16 protein-coding genes are annotated in these 18,650 nt (G+C 45.8%); 7 read left to right on the top strand and 9 right to left on the bottom strand.

Going from position 1 to position 18,650, the window contains the following annotated elements; genetic code table 11:
- Positions 1-4: 4 nt before the first annotated feature.
- Genes AB0763_RS15045 through AB0763_RS15025 form a run of 5 tightly spaced genes read left to right on the top strand, consistent with a single transcriptional unit; the run spans position 5 to position 5,910 of the window.
- The gene (locus AB0763_RS15045; RefSeq protein ID WP_306099258.1) at positions 5-922 is read left to right on the top strand and encodes a DUF58 domain-containing protein; all 918 of its coding nucleotides are present in this window, start codon (positions 5-7) and stop codon (positions 920-922) included.
- Between the two features lie 4 nt (positions 923-926).
- Positions 927-1,394, top strand: a complete 468-nt coding sequence (locus tag AB0763_RS15040) for a DUF4381 domain-containing protein (protein ID WP_306099257.1) — start codon at positions 927-929, stop codon at positions 1,392-1,394.
- On the top strand, positions 1,387-2,364 hold the full coding sequence (locus tag AB0763_RS15035) for a VWA domain-containing protein (RefSeq protein WP_306099256.1): 978 nt from the start codon (positions 1,387-1,389) through the stop codon (positions 2,362-2,364). The genes AB0763_RS15040 and AB0763_RS15035 overlap by 8 nt, the downstream gene beginning before the upstream one ends.
- Entirely contained in the window at positions 2,364-4,220 is a 1,857-nt protein-coding gene (locus AB0763_RS15030) for a VWA domain-containing protein (protein ID WP_368644258.1), read from the top strand. Before AB0763_RS15035 ends, AB0763_RS15030 begins: the two co-directional genes overlap by 1 nt.
- A 10-nt stretch (positions 4,221-4,230) precedes the next feature.
- Positions 4,231-5,910 (top strand): BatD family protein, encoded by a 1,680-nt coding sequence (locus AB0763_RS15025; protein ID WP_306099254.1) that lies wholly within the window; start codon positions 4,231-4,233, stop codon positions 5,908-5,910.
- Between the two features lie 307 nt (positions 5,911-6,217).
- Here the strand turns inward: AB0763_RS15025 and pstB are convergent, their stop codons facing one another.
- The 4 genes from pstB to AB0763_RS15005 form a co-directional block, all read right to left on the bottom strand.
- Positions 6,218-6,967: a phosphate ABC transporter ATP-binding protein PstB gene (pstB, locus tag AB0763_RS15020; RefSeq protein WP_306099253.1), complete on the bottom strand. Its 750-nt coding sequence runs from the start codon at positions 6,965-6,967 to the stop codon at positions 6,218-6,220.
- Between the two features lie 35 nt (positions 6,968-7,002).
- Positions 7,003-7,866: a phosphate ABC transporter permease PstA gene (gene pstA / locus AB0763_RS15015; protein ID WP_306099252.1), complete on the bottom strand. Its 864-nt coding sequence runs from the start codon at positions 7,864-7,866 to the stop codon at positions 7,003-7,005.
- A gap of 5 nt (positions 7,867-7,871) precedes the next feature.
- The gene (pstC, locus tag AB0763_RS15010; RefSeq protein WP_306099251.1) at positions 7,872-8,801 is read right to left on the bottom strand and encodes a phosphate ABC transporter permease subunit PstC; all 930 of its coding nucleotides are present in this window, start codon (positions 8,799-8,801) and stop codon (positions 7,872-7,874) included.
- Between the two features lie 74 nt (positions 8,802-8,875).
- The gene (locus tag AB0763_RS15005; RefSeq protein WP_306099250.1) at positions 8,876-9,697 is read right to left on the bottom strand and encodes a phosphate ABC transporter substrate-binding protein; all 822 of its coding nucleotides are present in this window, start codon (positions 9,695-9,697) and stop codon (positions 8,876-8,878) included.
- A 288-nt stretch (positions 9,698-9,985) separates the two neighbouring features.
- On the opposite strand from AB0763_RS15005, the gene AB0763_RS15000 reads away from it, so the two are divergent.
- A complete protein-coding gene (locus AB0763_RS15000; RefSeq protein WP_306099249.1) occupies positions 9,986-11,626 on the top strand; it encodes a methyl-accepting chemotaxis protein in 1,641 nt (546 codons plus the stop codon).
- A gap of 146 nt (positions 11,627-11,772) precedes the next feature.
- On the opposite strand, the gene AB0763_RS14995 is transcribed toward AB0763_RS15000, so the two are convergent.
- Complete coding sequence (locus AB0763_RS14995; RefSeq protein WP_306099248.1) at positions 11,773-13,098, bottom strand: DEAD/DEAH box helicase; 1,326 nt, start codon at positions 13,096-13,098, stop codon at positions 11,773-11,775.
- A gap of 428 nt (positions 13,099-13,526) precedes the next feature.
- Between AB0763_RS14995 and AB0763_RS14990 the strand changes: the two genes are divergently transcribed.
- Positions 13,527-13,796 (top strand): Lpp/OprI family alanine-zipper lipoprotein, encoded by a 270-nt coding sequence (locus AB0763_RS14990; protein WP_306099247.1) that lies wholly within the window; start codon positions 13,527-13,529, stop codon positions 13,794-13,796.
- 542 nt (positions 13,797-14,338) lie between these two features.
- Here the strand turns inward: AB0763_RS14990 and AB0763_RS14985 are convergent.
- From AB0763_RS14985 to AB0763_RS14970, 4 genes are read right to left on the bottom strand one after another with little or no spacing between them, the layout of a single operon-like run.
- Complete coding sequence (locus AB0763_RS14985; RefSeq protein WP_306099246.1) at positions 14,339-15,226, bottom strand: L,D-transpeptidase family protein; 888 nt, start codon at positions 15,224-15,226, stop codon at positions 14,339-14,341.
- Positions 15,227-15,271: 45 nt separating this feature from the next.
- On the bottom strand, positions 15,272-16,684 hold the full coding sequence (phrB, locus tag AB0763_RS14980; RefSeq protein WP_306099245.1) for a deoxyribodipyrimidine photo-lyase: 1,413 nt from the start codon (positions 16,682-16,684) through the stop codon (positions 15,272-15,274).
- Entirely contained in the window at positions 16,681-17,475 is a 795-nt protein-coding gene (locus tag AB0763_RS14975; protein WP_306099244.1) for a MerR family transcriptional regulator, read from the bottom strand. The genes phrB and AB0763_RS14975 overlap by 4 nt, the downstream gene beginning before the upstream one ends.
- On the bottom strand, positions 17,465-18,412 hold the full coding sequence (locus AB0763_RS14970) for a DUF523 and DUF1722 domain-containing protein (protein ID WP_306099243.1): 948 nt from the start codon (positions 18,410-18,412) through the stop codon (positions 17,465-17,467). The genes AB0763_RS14975 and AB0763_RS14970 overlap by 11 nt, the downstream gene beginning before the upstream one ends.
- Between the last annotated feature and the right edge of the window lie 238 nt (positions 18,413-18,650).

The following is an 18,650-nucleotide window of genomic DNA, read 5'->3' as shown; positions in this document are numbered from 1 at the left end:
TATCATGGCTCAAACTTCCCTACCTCCTCATGCCAACGGTGTGCACTTGACGCTCGATGAACTGCTGTATTATCGCAGTCAGTCGGTTCGATGGCTGCCTCCACAGCGCTCGATTTGGCGTCAAATGGCCGGCAATCAAACCAGTAAAAGCCCCGGACGAGGCATGGATTTTCACGAAGTCCGTCAATATCAAGTCGGCGATGACATTCGCACCATTGATTGGCGTGTCACAGCGAGGACGGGCAAGGCCCACACCAAGGTGTTCACGGAAGATCGCGAAAAGCCGTTACTCATATACCTCGACTTACAACCGACTCTATTTTGGGGCTCGAATTATGTGTTCAAGTCTGTACAGCTAGCGCATTTTACCAGTGTGCTAAGTTGGCTCACTTTGGCCAATCGCGATCGCGTCGGAGCCGTCATTCACTCGCCATCGCAAACCCTTCAATTGCCACCGTCATCAAGGCAAGCTAGGGTATTGTCATTATTGGAGCAAATGTGCGCGCTTCACAACCAGCACGTCACCGCGGCCTTTCAATCAGAGCAAGCCTTTCACCCAAGACCTTGGCAGACCATCGACCGATTAGCCCCTCACGGTGCCGATATTGTCTTACTCGGCGATTGGTCGCATTGGGGAAAGGACGATGAAAATGGTCTGCATTTGCTCGCTCATCGACACAGCCTGAAAATGGTTCAAATTGCCGACCCCATGGAACAAGGTCAAAGCCGGTTTCGAGGCCAATTTTGGGCAAAAAAAGGCCGCCGACAACAACGGATTAACTTTGGCCAACGCAAACAGCGACAATCATTTGAACACAATTTTATTCACCATCAGCAACGGATTAAAGATCTGTGCCAACAGCGAGAGATTGCTTTTCTCTGCCTCTCTAGTGGCCAGCCCCTTTTAGCACAACTCACTTAAACTTATGACGACGAATACGCACCCTTTACCTCTAGAACCTTCGCTATTACCCCCGACGCCATCTTGGCTGCCATTGTCGTGGGGCTGGTGGTTCATCATCGCTTTTATTTTGCTAAGCCTGGCAGGATTGGTGGTTTTTATACGCTGGCGCCATCGCCGCTACCGAGCAAAAAAAGCCGCGTTGGCTTTGCTCTATCGCCCAACCGCCCCACTGACCCCCTCTTCGGCTTTAGAGATTTTAAGGCAGGCCGCATTGAGTTATTTTGATCGACAAACCATTGCTAAGCTCAGTGGAACCCAGTGGTATCAATTTCTCGATCAGCAGATGAAAACACCTTGCTTTGTGGAACGGCAAAGCGCTTGGCAAAAAGCCCTCTACCAAGATGTTCACCAGGACAATCAAACACTGATCGACGATTGTTGCCTGTGGGTTGAACAGGCACTGCCACCCAAGAGAGGACACCATGAGTGACTGGTTAAGTGCGTTTAGCTTTCAATGGTGGTGGGCTTGGCTTGCTCTGCCATTGCCATGGTTTGTGTACCGTTTCTGGCCACCTCTTCCCAAACCCGGTGGCGTACAAATCGGCTACCTAAGCGATAGTGAGTCCTCCCCCACACAAGTGTCGCCTGTGCTTAAACTCTTGCTTTGCTTAAGCTGGTTTATGTTGATCGCCGCCTGTGCTCGACCTATATGGTTAGGCGATCCCATCACTTTCCACCCTAAACAAAGAGATTTGATGTTGGTAGTCGATTTATCAGGCTCAATGGCACAAGAAGACATGAAATTGGGTGATGAGTATATCGACCGTTTATCCGCCACGAAAACGGTGTTAAAACACTTTATTCAAAAACGACAGGGGGATCGGTTAGGCTTAATACTCTTTGCCGATCACGCCTATTTGCAAACGCCTTTAACCTTTGATCGTCAAACTATCGAAAAGCAACTCGACCGCACCGTGATCGGGCTAGTCGGCCAGCAAACGGCACTTGGTGACGGCATTGGGCTAGCAACGAAAACCTTCATTGACGACGACGCCCCTCAGCGAGTGATGATCGTTTTAAGTGATGGCAGCAATAACGCCGGCGTCCTCTCACCGAACGAAGCCGCGCAATTAGCTAAAAAATACCACGCCACGATTTACACTGTTGGCTTAGGTGCAGGAGAAATGTTGGTCAAACAATTTTTCATGACCCGCAAAGTCAACACGGCTGAAGATTTGGATGAAAAGACCTTGCAACAAGTGGCCGACCTAACGGGCGGTCAGTACTTTAGAGCAAGAGATACCGAAGATCTCGAGCAGATTTACAACACCATCAATCAACTCGAACCCGTGACAGGGCAGAGTCAAACATGGCGGCCACAAACCGATTGGTTTCACTATCCACTCGCGGCGTCTTTAGTTCTTTCCTTGATTGTTTTTGCTTGGCGGAGATTGCATTAATGACGGCCTTTCACTTCCTTTCACCTTATTGGCTACTCAATTTATTGTGGTTGCCACTGTTTGCTTTTTACCTCAACCGCCGCACTCAGTCGACGTGGTTGGCCCCACATCTGGCCAAACACCTGCAATCGGTCTTACCGAACAAAACCACCTCCGTGAGACTGTGGATGGCGATATGGATACTCATGACCCTGGCTCTCGCCGGTCCAAGTTGGCAAAAACAAACGACCGCCAATTTCTCCTTAAGCAGTGCACGAGTCGTTGTCATCAGCATGTCTCCATCAATGTATGCCAAAGATCTAAGCCCAAGCCGACTCGAACAAGCTAAATATAAAGCATTAGACATGCTTCCATATTGGCAAGAAGGCAGTACTGGGCTTGTGGTGTATTCTGATCAAGGCTATACACTAAGCCCTATGACCTCAGACAGTCGGACATTAAAAAATTTAATTGAGCCTCTGTCTCCCGCTCTGATGCCCTCTCAGGGCGATGAGGCCGACAAAGGCCTTGCAGAAGCGATTGATTTACTAAAACAAACCGGGCAAGCCAATGGCAGTATTATTTTGATCACCGATCAGCTCAGTGATCGCAGTCTCAAGCAAAGTTTGGATCTGTTGGCGAATCATCATTATCGCCTATCGGTTCTCATGACAGCGACCGCGGACGGTGCCCCAATTCCATTGCCCTCAGGTGAGCTCGCTACGTCACAAAATGGTCAAACCGTCATTGCCAAGCCCAAGGTGGACAACTTACGCACCTTAGCCAGTGAGCAAGGCGGTATCGTCGTCCCCATTCGCGCCGATAATCAAGACGTACAACAGCTGATCGATTGGTCTAATAACGAGGATTTCAAAGGCGCGTCTGCACTGGGTGAGCAGCAATCAGACCTCAACAGCGGCATCTACTTATTACCTCTCATCGGCCTATTGGCGGCCTTGCTATTTCGCAAAGGCCTGGTTTTAACCCTCGTGGCCATTTGTACTCAGGCTTGGTTCCCTAGCCCAGTTCAGGCCGCAGCCTTTTACAATGACGATCAAATGGCGATGCAGGCTTTCGAACAGCAGCGATATTCACACGCCGCAGAGCAATTTCACGACCCGCAATGGAAAGGTTTGTCCTATTATCGAGACGGCCAATATTCTGCTGCGATCCAAGCATTACAAGGTCAGCATGACCCCAATGCACGCTATAATTTAGCCAACGCTTACGCGCAGGATGGCCAATATCAAAAGGCAATCGATATTTATCGAACGCTGATTGAAAACAATCCTAATTTTACCGCTGCCCAGAAAAATTTAGCGATCGTGGAACAGGCCCTCAAACAACAGCAACAGCAACAGCAACAGCAACAGCAACAGCAACAGCAACAGCAACAGCAACAGCAACAGCAACAGCAACAGCAACAGCAACAGCAACAGCAACAGCAACAGCAACAGCAACAGCAACAGCAACAGCAACAGCAACAGCAACAGCAACAGCAACAGCAACAGCAACAGCAACAGCAACAGCAACAGCAACAGCAACAGCAACAGCAACAAAAATCTGCGCCACAAAATCAGCGCAGTCAAGCACAATCGGCCAATAATGGGACCGCGCTATCGCCTAAAAAGCGCCAGAGTGAGCAGCTACCTAACTCACCAGAAACACAACGACAAAGCCAAATACCAAAAGAAAGCCAACAAGATGCCAAAGGCCAAAAAGACCATCAGCAAGCCGTGAGGTCACGACAAGACAACCCCGCAGACCCAGAGTTGAAACGGCTGCAAGCGGTCGAAAATGCGCGAGACCCCGCTGGATTGATCCGTGCCGAATTGCGATTGCAAGCACAACAAAAGTTAGCGGAATCTAAACAATAGTGTGGTAACCATGAAAATAAACCTCTGTAATGTCTTCTTTTTCACTCTGTTTGGCTTATTCACTTGCCCGTTGTTTGCCGCGCCTGTGGCCAGCGTATCGAAAACACAGGTTGTTAAAAATGAGCTGATCCAACTGACCATTCGCGATGACGATATCCACGACTCAGACGACTTGGATTTGAGCCCGCTTCGAGCGCGTTTTGTTGTTGGCCAGCCCCACTACTCAACCTCGAGGAACATTATCAATGGCCAGTACTCCTCGCAAAGTGAGTGGGTTATTTCACTGGCGACCAGTGAGACTGGGCAAGTGGTTATCCCCGCGCTTAAAGTGGCCAATCAGGTAACCCAGCCGATCACGCTCAGTGTGTCCGCGTCACCGACTACTCTCAAAGCCAGTCAATTCATCGCCAGTGATGTCAAGGTTGCCGATACCACTCTTTACCCACAACAAAGTACTCGAGTACAAGTCAAACTGATCATCAAAGCCGATACACGTCGTATTGAAAACCCGAGTATTACCCCGCCCACGATTGAAGGAATGACGTTAACACCACTGGGAAAATCTCGCCAATATCAAGCCGTGGTTGAGGGCATCAATGCGACGGTTGTCGAGCAAAACTTTGAACTAACGGCAGAAAAAGCAGGGACTTATCAGTTAATTGGTCCGGCATTTAATGGCACTTATTACTATCATGCCATCAATGCCAATCGCACTCAGGTTTTATCACTACAAACGCAAGGAACGCAGACCGCCATTACCGTAAGCCCAATACCAAACCAGACTGATGGCGATTGGTTGCCAGCTCATCACCTGGTCCTTGACCAACAATGGCAAGACAGCGATGGACAAACCATTAAAGAGCCAGCAGCGGTCAAAGTGGGTGATGCCATTACACGCACCCTCACTCTAAGCCTCTCTGGCCTGAAACCCGAGCAGTTTCCCAGCCTAGACATCAACTATGGCAATGATGTTCGCGTTTATAAAAACAAACCCCAATTTAATACCGATGAACAAGGCCGTACAACGATGACAGTCAAGCACGTTTTGATCCCCACTCAACAAGGGCAGGTTTCGCTCCCTGCATGGTCTCTCAACTGGTGGGATACCGACAGCAATCAATCACAGACATCTCAAGTCGCGGGATTGACCTTAACAATTAAAGAAGCAAACACGCCGCCTGCCCATTCCGAGACTGTCCAAACCGGAAAGTCGCTGAACACAGCAGGCTCTCGCGACATGCAAGGCGTGAGCGCTTTTTGGCAATATGCGGCTCTATCCTCTTGGGCCGCTTGGATTATCAGCGCGGGCTATTTTATTTGGTATCGCAAGCGACGCTCGACGCCTTCCACGTCTGCTCATGACAATGAACCAATGGGCAACGAAGAGAAAGCCAACGCACCGATGATCCCAGGCATAAAAAAACGCGTTAAGCTAAGCCGTGATCCACTGGCTGAAATGATAAAAACCGGTAACGCGGCTAACATCCAATTTCATCTTGCCAAGTGGCTGAAAACGCAGCCATTGTCGGACACCACTAAACAGCAGATCACACAAGAGCTGCAAGTCATGATGAAAGCCCATTACCATCCACAAGGTGGAAACTGGCAGCCAGACCACTTGTTGACGCTCTATCGACAAGCGAAAAAAGAGCAACCGACTAAGGCCGCCCCACTTTTAGCAAGGCTCTGAATCGCGTCGTATACTACCGAGGTGACTCACAGTAACTCGCGAGTTATACCAATCTGATTAAGTATGTGGTCAATGATAGCGCAGGGAAAAAGCTTGAGAACAAGGCAACCTATTTATTTATAAATACAAGACAGTTAGTAGTTGTTCTACAAGTGATTTTCTTAACGACGTTATCGAGTTTTTTAACCCGCTAGGGTGAACAGCTATTTAGTTAGATGGGTATAAAGAGTAAACACAAAAAAGCCCCTCAATTGAGGGGCAAAGTGTTTCCATCGCTTAATTATTATTCTGTTATAAAAAGAAAGAGTTAGCCAAAGTCACCGTTAACGTACCCTTTGGTACGGTCATCTTTAGGCTGATTAAAAATATTGGCCGTGTCATCATGCTCAACCAACTCACCCATCAAAAAGAAAGCCGTGCGGTCTGAAATACGACGAGCTTGCTGCATCGAGTGCGTTACAATGACAATGGTGTAATCTTTTTTGAGCTCTTCCATCAACTCTTCAATTTTGTGGGTAGCAATAGGATCGAGCGCTGAGGTAGGCTCATCCATTAGGATCACATCTGGCGCCATGGCGATTGTGCGCGCAATGCACAAACGCTGCTGCTGACCACCGGACAAGCCAAATGCATGTGCTTTTAGTCGGTCTTTCACTTCGTCCCACAATGCTGCACCACGCAGCGAACGCTCAACCACTTCGTCGATGTATTTCTTGTCTTTGATCCCTTGAGCGCGTAAACCATAGGCGACATTTTCATAAATGCTCATCGGAAAAGGGTTAGGCTTTTGGAACACCATTCCGACTTTAATACGCAAATCCGCCACATCTACGTCGCCGTAAATGTTTTGTCCATCCATATCCAGCTTGCCGGTTATTTTGACGCCTTCGATGAGGTCATTCATTCGGTTTAAACAACGCAATAGTGTTGACTTACCGCAGCCAGAAGGGCCGATAAGTGCGGTTACTTGGCGAGTTGGAATCGGCAGATTAATCGATTTCAATGCTTGGTTATCGCCGTAGAATAAATCGAGATTTTCAATATCAAACTTGTTCATTTTATTTCTCTTAAACTTGTCAATGCATTGGTTGATCAGTACGTCGCAGTATTAAAGCGACGGGCGATAAGCTTAGTAATAGTGTTGATCAGTAACACCACGACAATCAAAACCGTTGCGGTACCGTAGGCTTGGTTCCACTCTTCTACGGTAAATAATTCTGTGGTTAATTTGTATAAGTGCACAGTGAGGGTCCGCCCTGAGTCAAGTAATGAATCAGGAATACGCGCCACCATCCCCGCGGTGAGGAAAACCGGAGCAGACTCACCGATCACACGGCCAATACTCAAGATAACCGAGGTCAAAATACCCGGCATCGCACTGGGCAAAATAAGACGCCAAATGGTGTAAATTTTTGATGCTCCAAGACCATATGACCCCTCGCGATAGGTCTGAGGCACTGACATCAATGCTTCTTCCGTTGTGCGAATGATCACAGGTAAGATCAAAATACTTAGGGTTAATGCCCCTGAGAGAATTGAGAAGCCCAGTCCCAGAATCGCCACGAAGAACGTCATCCCAAACAAACCAAAGATGATCGATGGAATACCGGCCAGTGATTCAGTACAAAAACGGATCACTTTCACCAATCGACTGCCCACTTTGGCATACTCGGTTAGATAAATCGCCGTCATAATCCCCAATGGCGCTGCCACAGCAATCGAAGCAATCACCATGTACACGGTCGAAACAATCATAGGGAAAATACCGTGCTCATCACCCGTGCGGGTGTAATCATCACTGATAAAGCTCCAATCGACGTGTTGTAAGCCATTGGATAATATGTACCAAATAATCCAGAACAAAAAGCCAACGGTAAGCCCCGCTGACACCCAAATCGCGCCGTTCAATAGACGGTCTTTATTTTCTCTGGCTTGTTTTAATTTTACGGTATCCATGGAAATCACCTTGCCTTCTCACGGTTTAAATAAAGTAACGCCGCATTCAAAATCATAATAAACACCAGCAAAACTACCCCAGTCGCATAAAGTGCATTGGCGTGTACACCACTGGCATAAGACATCTCAATGGCAATATTGGCTGTTAAAGTACGCGCTGAATCCAAAATACTGCCTGGCATTGCAGGCGCATTGCCCATCACCATAATGATTGCCATGGTCTCACCGAGCGCACGGCCGATACCCAAGATGACCCCGGTCATGATGCCAGAACGCGCAGCGGGAACGAGAAGTTTAAAAATGGTGTAAATTTTTGAAGCGCCGAGCGCCAGCGAGCCTTCTTTATAAGCTCGAGGTACCGCGCGAATCGAGGTTTCCGAAACAGTAATCACCGTCGGTAAAATCATCACACCGAGCACAATAATCCCAGCCAAAATGGTATTACCGGCTGGCACATCAAAAATTTGTTGAATCAAGGGAACAATGATGACCAAGCCAAAAAAGCCATAAACCACGGATGGGATACCGGCTAACAGCTCAACGGCTGGGCGAATAATATCCGCCAGTTTTTTGGGGGCGACTTCGGCAATGAAAATGGCCGTTAATACACCGATAGGAACACCGACAACGACTGCGCCAATGGTAGAAACAATCGACGCCACGATCATCGTCGCGACACCGTATAGCGCGGGTGGAAGCCAGTTTTGGCCTAAGACAATGCCCGAAACCCCAACTTCAGCAAAAGCAGGGATACTTTCTTGGAAAATAAAATAAGCAATGATGGCAAGGGAAACAATGCCGATCACCGCACTGGTGAGAAACAAACCGTGAAAGATGCGCTCTTTGACATCAACGCGTTTGGAAGTGCGCAGTCTTGGCTTGGTCTCTACTTGAGCAGAATCATTCATAATTTTCTTACTAGAAGCGATGGTCATAATATAGGTCTCACAGTTCACTGTGAATCAAAAATGGCTCAGCCCAAGGTGGGCTGAGCAACTAAAGGTAGAGATTAATGGATTGAGATGTAACCTTGTGCATCAACCATTTTTTGTGCTTCAGCAGAAAGCATCCAGTCTAGGAATTTTTGTGTTTCTGCTGACGGTTGGCCTTCTTTGTAAAGAACGAGGAAAGGACGCGCCACTTTGTATGAGCTGTTTTTAACATTGGCAACAGTGGCTTCTACGCCATCAACGGCCAAAGCGTGTACTGTGCTGTCCACGGTACCCAGAGAAATATAGCCAATCGCGTATGGGTTTGAAGCAACCATGGTTTTCAAAGCACCGTTGCCGTTAGCAACTTGAGCGCGTTGAGAAATTGCAGAAACGCTCTTACCATTGATTTTCATTTTTAGAGACATGATGTCTTCAAAAGCACCACGAGTACCTGATGCCGTATCACGAGTGATAGCAACGATAGGCTTGTCTTCGCCGCCAACTTGTTTCCAGTTAGTGACTTCGCCTTTGTAAATGGCTGAAACTTGATCAGAAGTTAAACCTTTAAGCGTGTTCTTTGGGTTAACAACAACCGCGATACCATCGCGTGCAACCACTTCTTCAACCAAAGTAGGTTCTTTTTCAGATTCTTTTAGGTTGCGAGATGACATACCTAAATCCGCACTGCCATTTTTAGCCGCTTTAACACCTGCAGAAGAACCTGGGCCTTGAACTTCGATAAATACTTCAGGGTGTTTTTTCATGTAAGTTTCAGAGAAAACTTCCATCAATGGTGTCACACTACTAGAACCCACAGCAGAAATGGTTTCTTTTGCTGAAACGGGAGTGATTGCCATAGCGCTTAGAAGTGCAACTGCACCGATAAATGTTTTTTTCATCACAATATCCTTTGTTGGCTTAATTGCCGTTGTTGTCTGAACGAGAGTCACTCTAGATATTTAATGTGACACTTGTGTTTCAGTTAATTGAACGCTAGATGACAAATTACCTAAAGCTATACTTGGTTCACAAAACACTCACTAAAGTGATATCATTAATAGGCCAAACCCACTAATGATAGTATTGAAAATAATATTCATTCCCTCATAATACCGGCTATACCCTTGAGTTAAGCTATTAAATTACTTTTAAAAGTGACGACTTTACTTTATAAGGCACCTATTTAAATGCGGCATTTGTTATCGAACTTTTCAGTCAAAACCCAAATATTTACCCCGGTATTACTGAGTACACTGTTGTTGTTAGCCGGCTTGCTGTACACCACTCAATCGCTCAAATCGGCTTTTCAAGAGGTCAGCCAGGCCACCGCGAGTTTAGTTGACTACAAATCGGCAGAAAGTGATATCGTATCAAGTGCTTACGATATGAGAATCAAAGCGATTTACAGTTTGTTTAACCCTGACGACGTACGTTCATTTTTCTCAGTTCTGCGTCAAAAACAAAGCTTGATTGAAGAAAAACTGGCTATTATCGATAAAATGCCCGGCATTCACCAAGAGACCATGGGCCTATCCAATGCGCTAAAAGCGTACGTTACCTTTTCCCAACACACCATTGAGCCACAACTCATCACGCGTAATCAATCGGGGTTTACTGCTTCGCAACAAGCCGAGTTTAACCGAGCAATGGAGACGTATCGTCATCTAGGCCAAGACATGCTCTCTGCGATCGATGCCCTGTCACTCAAACTCAATCAACTCTCGATTGACAAGGTCGCGCAAAGCGAAGCCACCCACAGCCAAGTGCTGTCCTATGCCTTGATTGGTTTGTTCTTGGTGTTGGGTTTCGCCATGTTCATTAGCTGGGCCTTGGCCGGTTGGATTGTTCAACCAATTCAATCTCTACAAGCCACGATGCGCAGCGTTGCTCAAGGCAATTTATTGGTCAAAGCCGAAGAAGTTGGCCGCAGCGAGGTCGCCGATTTAGCGCAAGACGTCAATAAAACCATTGTCCAACTAAGACAAACTGTGCAAGTGCTGGTACGTATTAGTGTTGAAGTTTCGGCAGCAGCCACCGAACTTGCGACTGTAATGACGCAGTCGAGACAAAACTCCGATCAAGAAAAAATGCAGGTCGAGCAAGTGGCGACGGCAGTAAATGAATTAGAAGTAACCGCCAGTGACGTGGCTAAGAGTGCCGAAAACGCTGATGAGGCATCACAAGAGGCCCATCAGCTCGCTCAAGACAGTATGAATATGTTTGATCAAAGTAGCCGAGCAAACTCGCAAATGTTTGCTCAACTTGAGCAAGCAGCGGATGTGGTCAGCTCTTTAAAATCTCAGTCGGATAAAATTGGTCAAGTGATTGAAGTGATTCAAAACATTTCTGAACAAACCAATTTATTGGCTTTAAACGCGGCCATTGAGGCCGCCCGCGCCGGTGAAAGTGGCCGGGGCTTTGCGGTGGTCGCAGACGAAGTGAGAATGCTTGCAGCGCGAACTCAAGAGTCAACCAAAGAGATCCAAACCATCATTGAAGAATTGCAAAACAAATCTGGTGATGCGAACAACAGTATGCGCGCGAGCATCGAAATGTTGGGTACCAACCAAACCTTATCGACCGAGCTCAATAAAGCCCTAAGCAAGATTACCCAATCCATTGAGTCTGTCACTCAAACCAATATTCAAGTCGCAACGGCTTCAGAGCAACAAAGCCAAGTGACCAGTGATATCAACACAAACTTAACGAATATATACGATCTCGTGAGCCAAAATGTAACGGGAATTACTCAAGCCGCTGCCGCTAGCCAAGAGTTATCCACGCTAGCCGAAAACCAAAAGAACAAGTTGGATTATTTCAAAATTTAATGTCGTTACAATTAAGTTCTGTTGCTTAATGAGACGTATACTTTAGCGCATGACAGCCATTATTCCCCTTGTCATTGATGTAAAGTATTCGCCAAATAAAAAAACCGCTTCATAAAGCGGTTTTTTTAGTGCTGAGCAAATAAGGATTATTCCGTTGGCTTAGGCTTTTTTTTAGGAACAAAAACATCATCACCAACAGAGACATTTTTGTAATAGCTTTTATCGCGTGCCTTCGTAGACTGGCTATTTTTGTTCTTCTTCGCGACTGGTTTTTTCGCTTTCGGTTTCTTGTTAACACCTTTAAAAGGTTGACGCTCTTTAATGCCTTTGAATTTACCGGTTAACCCTTCAAAGACATCGAAATGGATATCTTGTTGTAGATAAGCCTCGACACGTTTAAAACTTTGCCAATCTTTGGGCCCGACAAAAGAAAGTGCGAACCCTTTATTTCCAGCGCGGCCGGTACGACCGACTCGATGTACGTACTCTTCTGTATGCTTTGGCATATCAAAATTAATGACGTGAGTCACCGAAGCAATATCAATTCCTCGCGAGGCAATGTCCGTGGTGACCAATATTTTAAACACCGCGCGTTCAAATTGACTCATGATGGTATTGCGCTGTGATTGATTTAAATTGCCACTGAGCGCGACCGCTTTCATCTTTAACTCGTTCAACTTAATAGTTAAACGCTCAGTATCAGCACGGGTCGCGGTAAAGATAATCACTTGCCGGTATTTTGCTTGCTCTAGGGCTTTCATCAGCAGCGCTTCTTTGTGATCAAGGTGATCACAAAGATAAAACTTCTGGGTGATATCCTTGTGTTCCGCGTTAGCAGAGCCAATGGAGATACGGCGCGGAGTATTGAGCATATCACTGGCAAGATCATTGACTTCAGCATCGTCAAGCGTGGCAGAAAACATCAGCGTTTGACGTCGGCGGTGTTTGGCCGCTCGGTGAATATGAATCAGTTGGGCGGCAAAGCCAAGATCCAACATTCTATCCGCCTCATCGAGAATTAAAGTATCTAAGCCGTCTAAAAACAGTGAGCGGTGCTCAAGGTGATCCGCTAAGCGGCCCGGAGTCGCGACAATAAATTTGGGGTAGCGACGCAAGGCTTTCACTTGGTCATTAAAGTTTTCACCACCAACAATGAGGGCGGCGTGATAAGTCAAACCGCCCAACATAGAACGCAGCTCAGTGTACACTTGCTTGGCCAACTCACGGGTGGGCGCCAAAATGACGGCTCTTGGGTCTTTTGCCGAAAACGCTTTACTCTTAAGCGCTTTGTGGAGCATGGGGAGAACGAATGCCAGTGTCTTTCCTGAACCGGTTTTTGAAGACGCGAGAAGATCCTTGCCCGCTAACGCAACGGGTATCGCTTGCTTCTGAATATCAGTAGCCTGTTTAAAATCGTAGTGATTCAAGTTTTTTAATAGGCGATTGTCTAGACCTAACTCTTTAAATTGCAAAAGTGTTTCCCCATAATGAGTTGAGACATAAAACACGGTTTATCCAAAATGACGGTAAACCTAAGTAACTAACCATGGCGATGATGCCAATTAAAGCAACCATGACGATGGTGATAAAAAATCAACCGCCACTAATAACCATTATATCAAGGGCCGGTTTGAGGGCAATAATACCTTGAAGTAGGCATTTAAGCATAGTGATCACAAAAATTTTATCAAAAATTGAAATCGATTTTACACAACAGCCATTGTAAGGTGAAATAATGATTCTACTTTGCGCTTTGAAGCCATACTTTAAATTCGTATTTTCACCTGACGCAAAGAGAAATGACGAATAATTAGCCAACGCGCTGAGAAAACGTTACTATAAAAATAATCGTTTATACAAAATGTTAAACGAGCATTTAAAAGCATCTAAGGAGTTTCAAATGAAAAAGATTTTGATCGCGACTGCAGCTACTTCTGTTCTACTTCTTGCTGGTTGTGCGTCAGGCCCAGATGAGCAAACCACTTCAGCGCTATCTGATATCCAAACTCGCCTTGATTCTATCGAGCAAGATATCTCTAGCATCAAGAGCCAACAAGCAGATACAAATGCAAAAGCATCACAAGCTGCTGAAGCCGCTGCTGCTGCTCAAGAAGAAGCAAGCCGTGCAAACGACCGCATCGACAACATTGCTCAGTCTTACACTAAGTAATGTGCAAAGTATACACGTAACAACCTTGGTTAATCCGTGTATCACATTGAGATATTAAAAAGTGGCGACATATTCTATGTCGCCACTTTTTTATTTATCGAATCGATAGAATACCAATCTAACTCAATATCTGGTCATCTTAGCTGGTTAAAAAACTCGATAACATCGTTAAGAAAATAACAGGTAGAGTAACGACTTAGATTCCGTGCTTGATAAGAAAAGGCTCGCCTTGTTCTCAAGCTTGATCTGTGCGCTGTCATTGATCACATACTTAATCAGATTGGTATAACATCATTGAAGTGTCGGCTTAAAGAAATATCACTTGCCGTTTTTATTACTTATTCGATCTGTGCAACCGCCCCAGATCATTGACTACCCCATTGCGTAAAGGTATTTCTGTTTTCGTTGCCACACGTCTGTTTACGGTAACCTTTATCATCAAAAGCAGGATAATTGAATTGCCCACTCATCGTAATCAAAAAAACTCGTTACTCAGCTAAAGCGAGCAACGAGTTGTTGTTATTCATCAAGGTAGGCAACCGCTATTGATGCGCCGCAATCATTTTGGGGATCCCCGTCTGAGTTAAGATGGTTGATTTCGCTAGTTGAGCATCTAACTGATACTCATCAAGCCACCATGATAATTCGTCAGGGACTTGTAACGACTCTTTCTTACCATCACTGCGAGTTAAAGGTTCATGAGCTTCAACAAATACGGTTCTGTCCGGCTCTAAAGACACTTTCACCGGGCGGTTAATGATTTGTACTTTTGTCCCTCGTTCGACGTGATGAAATAACCAATCAATATCTTCTGGCTCCATTCGAATACAACCGGCACTGACTCTAAGCCCAATACCAAAATCTTTGTTAGTGCCATGAATCAAGTATTCTCCGCTGCCATACGCTAAACGCAAGGCATATTCCCCAAGCGGATTATCGGGACCAGCTTGCACCACTGCAGGAAGGGTTTTGCCTTTCGCCGCGTATTCTTTGCGAATGTTTGCTGTCGGTGTCCAGGTTGGGTTCGGTCTTTTCTGGCTGATATGGGTTTCCATTTCAGGTGTATCGCGACCGATACGGCCAATACCAACCGGGAAAATATGCACCACAGGTTTATCTGGGTCGAAGTAATAAAGCCTTAATTCCGCTAAGTTGACAATAACACCTTCTCGCTTGACCAAAGGAAGAATAAATTGAGTTGGAATCGTCAATGCAAAGCCAGGTTGTGGTAAAAATGGATCGACACCGCGATTGGCTGCCATTAATGACAAGAAACCAATATCGTATTGTTTGGCGATACTGGCCATCGTCTCGCCCTCTTCAACAATGTGATGCTGTACACGGCCGACTAGGCGGCTACCTTCAGGGGGCAGTGGAAACGTGAGTGCATGCGCTTGGTTTGCCAACAATGCCAAAGCGCTTACCGCCATGACTTTCCTAAAGGTTAAGCGCAACCTATCGCCAAAATGAAACATCTATTCACCATCTTTTGCTTGTTTAAACCAGTCTAAGGTTATCAGCCTTGCCTGCTTGTGTTCTACCATGGGCTCGGGATAAGTCAAGGTGTTAAATCTCGACCAGCGCCAAGGCTCGTGTATATAGTTATCCGGCACTGAGGCCAACTCAGGCAGCCAACGTCGAATAAACTGACCCGCCTCATCAAAGCGCTTACCTTGGGTTATCGGATTAAAAATCCTAAAATATGGCTGGCCGTCACAACCGGTTGATGCAGACCACTGCCAACCTCCATTATTAGCGGCAAAGTCACCATCAATCAATTGACTCATGAAATACTGTTCGCCCAACCGCCAATCAAGCTGCAAATCTTTAACCAAAAAACTGGCAACCACCATTCTTAATCGATTGTGCATCCAGTAATCTTGATTGAGCTGCCTCATTGCGGCATCGACAATCGGATAACCTGTTTTCCCTTGCTGCCAACGCGTCAACCAGGCTTCACTTTGTCGCCATTGAATACGAGTTTCCCAAGGTAAGAATGCCTGACCTTTAACTAACTTGGGTTCAAAAAACAACAAATGTTGGTAAAATTCTCGCCAAATTAATTCACTCAGCCAAGTTTCTTGCCCCTCGTTCAAATCACTATGATGACTTTCATAAAATAAACGGGCAACACATTGACGTGCCGATAATGCCCCTATCGCCAAATACGCCGATAAACGACTGGTTGCATCCAAACTGGGAAAATCTCGTCGCTGATGATAATGCCGGCTTTCTTGTCGACAAAATTGCCGTAAGGCGGCTAGGATTTCACGGGTTTGTACAGGCCAATTCGTCGCAGTATCGACAACAGGGTAATCCCAAACCACATCGCCGTGATAGCGCCATTGAGTAACGTCTTGCCGATGCTCTGTTGCAGGGCTCGTTTTCTCAATAACAGGGGGTTGATATTGCTTTAACCACGCTTTTTTATAAGGCGTAAAAACTTTAAAGTACTCGCCTTGTTTGTTTAACACCGCACCCGGCTTTAATAGGCATTTATCGTCGAAACTGCGCCATTTAACCTGATGTTTGGTCAAGTGCTCAGCCACTTTTTCATCTCTGAGCACCTCGTTGACTTCATACTCTTTGTTGGCGAAAACCTCATCACAGTGATACTCACTCACCACTTCGGCCAACAGGTCAACCATGTCATCGAACGTCGCCACTTGCTGGTATAGCAAAGGAATATTGAGAGCGTCCAGCTCATGATTTAATTCTACTAGACGTCGCTTTATCAAATCCGATTGCGCCGGTGACATGTGGTGTGTTTGCCATTGCTCTGGGCTAGCTACATACAGCGCAAGTACCGGCTCCCCTGTGTCTATTGCTCGCAGTAACGCCGTGTTATCCAAAGTGCGTAAGTCGCGTCGAAACCAAACTACTTTCATGCATCCCCCCCGTCAAAGTGTAGAGTGGTAATCACTTCACTGACCTCAAGCGCCACACCTCGCTGCTTTAATTGCGCAATCGTCTCGAGTTGTTTAGAAGTCAGTTGATGTTCAGAGAAAATAGAAACGCGGCTCAACTCATCAATATCGAGTAACTTAGAAAAATCTTGGCAACCAAAGAGAGTTGTCACCACCACGCCAGATTCACTCAACTCTAGGGCTTTCAACCAAGTGCGAAGACTCTCCATCGGCTCTAGGCTCACCAACATGCAATGCCCTTTGCTCGCGGCCTTATTATTGGCGTCGATCATCCACGCAAACTGTTGAGAAACCAAGGTTACTAAGCAACTTGACGCAATGGATTTCACATTGACTTTTAGCGCGTTAATCGCCGCTAACAAAGGTTCAAAGAACTGATCTTTGACAATGTCTAAAGGGTACTCTTTACAAACCGTCGATAAAATGGCCTGTGCTTTTTGTGACTTTAATTGCGTCAGTGCCTGCACCATTTCTTGCACTTCATCAAGACGCATTACCGGTTGTGGGTTGACTTCTTGAGTCCCCAATAAGGGTTTCACTTTGCCTATCGCGACACCGCGTGACAGCCAGTGCTGAATTTCTTTTATCAGAACAATGTGCTCTTCAGTGTATAAGCGATGCCCTTTTGGTGTACGCTCAGGTTGAACGAGATTATAACGCCGTTGCCACGCTCTCAAAGTCACGGGCTTGACACCGGTCATTTCAGAGACTTCACGAATCGCGTAGTAGCAAGGTGATACTTTAGAGTCCATAGCGCAGTTTTAACTCCTGAGGATGTGGTTGTAGAAATTTTTGCGTCTGCAAATAATCGTTTGGAAACATGTGTAGATAGTGCTTTAACAAGGTCAACGGAGCCAGTAAGGGTAACTCACCTATGCGGTATTGATTGATCACTTCAGCAAGTTCTGATTTTTGTTCTGTCGTCAGTGAGCGTTTAAAGTAGCCCTGAATATGCATCATTACATTGGTGTTATTTTTTCTGCTCGCTCTGTTTTCCATCGCTTGCATAAACTGCAAGCGATACTTTTGGTAAAATTCATCCGCTGGATATTCTTTGATGTTAGCGACCAGTTGGCCAAGCTCGCGGTAGGCGCTGGGATTATGAGCCATCAAGGTGAGTTTATAACGCGAGTGAAAGGCGACAATTTGCCCAGCGCTGTGTGCGTCTGTAACGGATTGATAGAAGTCGAACAAGGCGTATACACGGGCGATGAAGTTTTCTTTTAGCACAGGATCATTCAGTCGTCCGTCTTCCTCAATGGGCAACCAAGGCATGGTTTCCATCAATTGCTTGGTATAGAGACCAATGCCATTTTTTTCGGCGTGATTGGTTTGATAAACTTTGACCCTCTCCATGCCACAAGTTGGCGATTTTGCACAAACGATATAGCCACACAATTGATGGCTCAAGAGTTCTTGTGCTTTGTTTTTGGAATAGGTCTCCATTAAATCCGTATAATCTCGGTCGGGATTTTTCGTTTCGACCAGTGCAATTCGCTCTTGTTCAGATACCAATCGAATCGTCGGTCTTGGCACAGGTAGACCAATACCGACTTCAGGGCAAATTGATACAAATTCAAAGTGAGGACTCAACTCTTTTGTTACAAATTGGCTCACTTTGTGGCCTGAATCGAATCGAACCTTTTCACCAATCACACAAGAGCTAATACCAACAGGAATCTTTTTCATCTCAACACCTATACGAATTTATAATGTGTACAATTATTTTAGCAAAAAATCAGAATTGTACAATAATTAAAACTGTAGAGGTTTTTTGTGTAATAACTCACTGAATTAAAAGTAAATCAGAACAAAATTAGTGAGAAAGTGCTATAACTCTTATACTGATGAAAAATTTGTATGTCAGACGACAGCACGACAACCGATGTGGCTCACGCACAATTAAGTTCTATTCTGGGGTAGGTTA

This window comes from Vibrio sp. HB236076 (genome assembly GCF_040957575.1).
Classification (GTDB): Bacteria; Pseudomonadota; Gammaproteobacteria; order Enterobacterales; family Vibrionaceae; genus Vibrio.
Note: the sequence above shows the minus strand (reverse complement) of the source record. Positions and strands in the feature narration are given on the sequence as shown.

Excerpts from the sequence above, each read along its gene's own strand:
- phrB (WP_306099245.1), bottom strand. The coding sequence starts at position 16,684 with ATGAAAGTAGTTTGGTTTCGACGCGACTTACGCACTTTGGATAACACG.
- AB0763_RS14990 (WP_306099247.1), top strand. The coding sequence starts at position 13,527 with ATGAAAAAGATTTTGATCGCGACTGCAGCTACTTCTGTTCTACTTCTT.
- pstB (WP_306099253.1), bottom strand. The coding sequence starts at position 6,967 with ATGAACAAGTTTGATATTGAAAATCTCGATTTATTCTACGGCGATAAC.
- pstC (WP_306099251.1), bottom strand. The coding sequence starts at position 8,801 with ATGACCATCGCTTCTAGTAAGAAAATTATGAATGATTCTGCTCAAGTA.
- AB0763_RS15000 (WP_306099249.1), top strand. The coding sequence starts at position 9,986 with ATGCGGCATTTGTTATCGAACTTTTCAGTCAAAACCCAAATATTTACC.
- AB0763_RS15035 (WP_306099256.1), top strand. The coding sequence starts at position 1,387 with ATGAGTGACTGGTTAAGTGCGTTTAGCTTTCAATGGTGGTGGGCTTGG.
- AB0763_RS15045 (WP_306099258.1), top strand. The coding sequence starts at position 5 with ATGGCTCAAACTTCCCTACCTCCTCATGCCAACGGTGTGCACTTGACG.
- pstA (WP_306099252.1), bottom strand. The coding sequence starts at position 7,866 with ATGGATACCGTAAAATTAAAACAAGCCAGAGAAAATAAAGACCGTCTA.
- AB0763_RS15025 (WP_306099254.1), top strand. The coding sequence starts at position 4,231 with ATGAAAATAAACCTCTGTAATGTCTTCTTTTTCACTCTGTTTGGCTTA.
- AB0763_RS14985 (WP_306099246.1), bottom strand. The coding sequence starts at position 15,226 with ATGGCGGTAAGCGCTTTGGCATTGTTGGCAAACCAAGCGCATGCACTC.
- AB0763_RS14975 (WP_306099244.1), bottom strand. The coding sequence starts at position 17,475 with ATGGACTCTAAAGTATCACCTTGCTACTACGCGATTCGTGAAGTCTCT.
- AB0763_RS14970 (WP_306099243.1), bottom strand. The coding sequence starts at position 18,412 with ATGAAAAAGATTCCTGTTGGTATTAGCTCTTGTGTGATTGGTGAAAAG.
- AB0763_RS15040 (WP_306099257.1), top strand. The coding sequence starts at position 927 with ATGACGACGAATACGCACCCTTTACCTCTAGAACCTTCGCTATTACCC.
- AB0763_RS15030 (WP_368644258.1), top strand. The coding sequence starts at position 2,364 with ATGACGGCCTTTCACTTCCTTTCACCTTATTGGCTACTCAATTTATTG.
- AB0763_RS15005 (WP_306099250.1), bottom strand. The coding sequence starts at position 9,697 with ATGAAAAAAACATTTATCGGTGCAGTTGCACTTCTAAGCGCTATGGCA.